We start from the raw sequence: 3450 nt of genomic DNA on the forward strand, positions 1-3450 counted from the left end.
TTGCGCTGCGATTTGAATTCCTGGTGTGTTTTGGTTTGGTTTGTATTTTTTCAGTTTTTGTTTTTTGTTTTTGATGATGTCGTGGGTTGCCTCGAAGAGGGCGTCGACGAATTTTTCGCCTCCGCTTTTCGCCCAGAGATCGTCAGAACCTGCGGTGTCGCGGGCGCGGATGGCGTCGAGGGCTGAGAAAAGGATGGATTTGGCGAACAGCGATCCCGCCTCGCGGTTGACCCGGCGCAGAACTTTCTGGCGGTCTTTTTCGCCCAGTTTGTCCGCGCGCGTCACCAGCAGCAGCGATGTGTTGCGCAGGCGTTCCGGCAGGGACACCCAGGCGGCCCGTTCGCTTTCGCGCCAGGCCTGGGTGGCGTGCGTACACCAGATCACACCATTGGCATAGCCCGCCGCATGGCGCCAGACTTCGGGCGGGATGTTCGGATCAGAGATACCCGGGGTATCAATCAGATCCATCGCCTCAAGAATATCGGCTTCCATAAAAATCCGCAGGAAACGGGTGCCGGTGACGGGAATATCATCCAGCCGGTTCAGATCCACGGCCGCACGGGTGCCGTCATTATACATGATGTAAGGATCCGCCGTACCATAGCTCAGCCAGACCGGGGGCAATTGCGTCGCGGTCACCTGGGTTGGCAGGACTTCCCGGCGCAGCAGAAAGTTCAGCAGGGTCGATTTCCCGGCGCTGAACTCGCCCATAAGGGCGATGGCGGGTTTGCGCTGTGACCAGCTGCGCAGGCGTTGCATGACTGCAGGGCTGACCAGTTTTGGTGCAGGTTCTGCTGCCTCAGGGGCGGCGGGGCTGTGAAGCTCGCTTTGATCCATCATTCTCTCCTCAGGCGGCTTCTTCGCTGCCAAGACCTTTCAGGATATCCCCCAAAAGCGCCTCGCGGTTCTGTTCCCCCAGCAGCTTGGCTGCCAGGGCACTGTCCTTCTGCGGGGCTTCGCCGCCCATTTTGGCGATCGCCAGCAGGGTTTCCTCATGTTCCTTCAGGAAGTCATTCAGGCCGGAACGGATGTTCTCAAGCACCGCAGCCACCTGATTTTCTTCAATATCCTGGCTGATGGAGCGCGCCTCTGAACTGATCAGACGGGCGTAATCCGCAGCAAATGCTTCGTACCCTTTGCGTTTCTGCCACCAACGCCGCCACCAGGTGCTTTGCAGATCCAGCGCAATGGTGCGGCCGATGCCAAGGGGCGGCGGCACATTCGGGGTCGCGGGGGCTTCAATCCCGAATTCCCCCAGGTGATTGCCCAGAATACCGCGATAAATCCCTTCCAGATCAGCAGTCGCCTGACCGTAAAGTTTGCCCACCTGGCTGCGCATATTGCGCGCAAAACTGAAGTAAGCGGCTTTCTGCAGCATCCGCAGGCCGGCCGGATCATATTGCCAGGTGCCCTGTTCGCCATATTGTTCCAGATGCGCGATCAGAGAATCCGTGGCGCGTTTGACAAAATTCGCCTCTGCCCCCTGCATCCGCGCGATCAGTTTTTCCCGCAAATCTGTGGTCAGCGTGGTGATCTTTGCGTCATAATCGCGGCGCAGCTCATCCATCACCTGGGCCGGGCTGCGGCCTTCAAAATCGCGTTCCGGTGCGCCGCTTTCAGACAGCTGACGGGCGACACTTGTGGCCCGGATCTGATTGCCAAGGTTGCGTGCACTGCGTTTTGTGCGTTCCAGCAGGCGCAGACCCGCCCCATCCGCAATGCGGGCATTGATCGCGGTCAGAAGCCCGGGCAGACCGGACAGATCCCAGATCGCGCGCACAGGATCATCCTGCGCCACGGTCTGATCTGCCACCTTATGCATGTCATTCAGGGCGGCCCGACTGTCCTCAGACAGCAAAGACGCATCGCCGGTCAGCGCCGCTTCGGCCCATTTGGCACTGCCGAATATCACATCGGTGTTCGCATCCACACCGGCCGCCTTCAGGGTTTCTGCCACGCGCTGGCGGATCTCGGGGATCTGGGCGGCGGGATTTTCCAGCTCATCCACGCGGTTCACAAAGAGGATCACCTGACGGTTCTCAAACTGCGCAATGATCCGCATCAACGCCATGTCCATCGTGCTCAGCGCCTGATGTGCCGCCAGCACAACAACGCAGACCTCAGACCCGCGCAGGCTGCGCAGGGTAATCTGTTCGCGCACCATGAAGGTATCGTTCACACCCGGCGTGTCGCACAGGCGCATCGCCACAGGGTATTGTGGCAGATCCAGGTAAAGTTCCGCGGATTTGGTCACATCGGCAAACCGCCCGGTTTTGGCATCGACAGAATCCGGATCATCATCATCGCCCAGGCAGACATAACGTTCGATCAGCTCTTCATCGAAGTAATCATACTGGTGGCTCTGGCCCAGGATCAGTTCAAAATGCTTGCCCAGGCGTTCCTCAGACTTTTCCTTCATCGCCACGATCTGGCGCTGGATATCTTCCATTTCCTCATCGGCCCCGGCCCGGCTGGCCAACTCGCCAAGACGTCCGCCGCCGACAACAAGATTGTCCCATTCTTCCTGGTCAAAGAAGGTGAATTTGGATTTGGTATCCGCATGCGCCCGTGTGTTGATATTCAGCGTGGTCACAACCGACGTCCATGGGTTCACGTCAGACGGCAAAAGCCCCGGCTGCCCCGCCAGAATATTGGTCAGCGCCGATTTGCCCGCCTTCACCTGACCGACCAGGGTCACATTGGCGGTGAAGTCTTCCATCTTCGTCTTCAGGCCCGCCAGCTTTGATGAGCTGCGCGCATCCGCCACCGCTGTCAGCTGGTCAATCTGACCCGACAGGTCCTGAAACGCCTCTGTCAGCGTCGAAATCCCGCCATTGCCGGCAGAAAGTAAATCCAGATTTTGTGTCATAATCATACCGCATTGCTCAGGGCATCTGCCCCGGTTGAATTATAAAAGCTGTTTCCGGTGCCCGTGTCCGTACCGGGCCCGGAAAAAAATGCTGCTGAAAGCCGTTCCAGCTCTGTCAGAAAATCAATCGCCCGGGTCAGAAGCGCCAGATCATCCGCAGGCGTGGCATCTTCACCGCACAGATCCGGGGCATACAGAACATCCGCGCGCCGAAAGAAGGCGCTGTTCTCACTGCTGGCAATCACCTGACCCGGCACACTGCGCGCAGGACCGGCACCGGACGGACGATGCATGCTGCCATCCGGCATGGTCAGGACAACATCAAACCCCGAATCAGCCGATAAGGCACGCAAAGCGCGCAGACCCGACAAAAACGCAGGATCAGCAGATATATCCCGCAAAAACGGATGCTCCCGCACGGCAAAACCCTCTGAGTAACTGAAGAGAAAACAAACGCGCCAACCCGAAATACACTCAGGTTAACAATACGCTAACAACACCAAAAACTATGAAAATCTGGTGTCACAATGACCCAAATATGACTTTCCAAAAGCAAAAATTAGACAAAAATAAGGCAAGGG

At 57.7% G+C, this 3450-nt stretch carries 3 protein-coding genes; all 3 read right to left on the reverse strand.

Features of this window, described 5'->3' with window-relative positions:
• The coding region (locus H1D41_RS18160; protein ID WP_228850255.1) for a dynamin family protein at window positions 1-840 on the reverse strand (840 nt) is incomplete at its 3' end.
• A 7-nt stretch (window positions 841-847) separates the two neighbouring features.
• Entirely contained in the window at window positions 848-2869 is a 2022-nt protein-coding gene (locus H1D41_RS18165) for a dynamin family protein (RefSeq protein ID WP_228850256.1), read from the reverse strand.
• A gap of 2 nt (window positions 2870-2871) precedes the next feature.
• Window positions 2872-3270 (reverse strand): hypothetical protein, encoded by a 399-nt coding sequence (locus H1D41_RS18170; RefSeq protein ID WP_228850257.1) that lies wholly within the window; start codon window positions 3268-3270, stop codon window positions 2872-2874.
• Window positions 3271-3450 lie beyond the last annotated feature (180 nt).

Source organism: Halocynthiibacter styelae (genome assembly GCF_016123485.1).
Taxonomy (GTDB): domain Bacteria; phylum Pseudomonadota; class Alphaproteobacteria; order Rhodobacterales; family Rhodobacteraceae; genus Halocynthiibacter; species Halocynthiibacter styelae.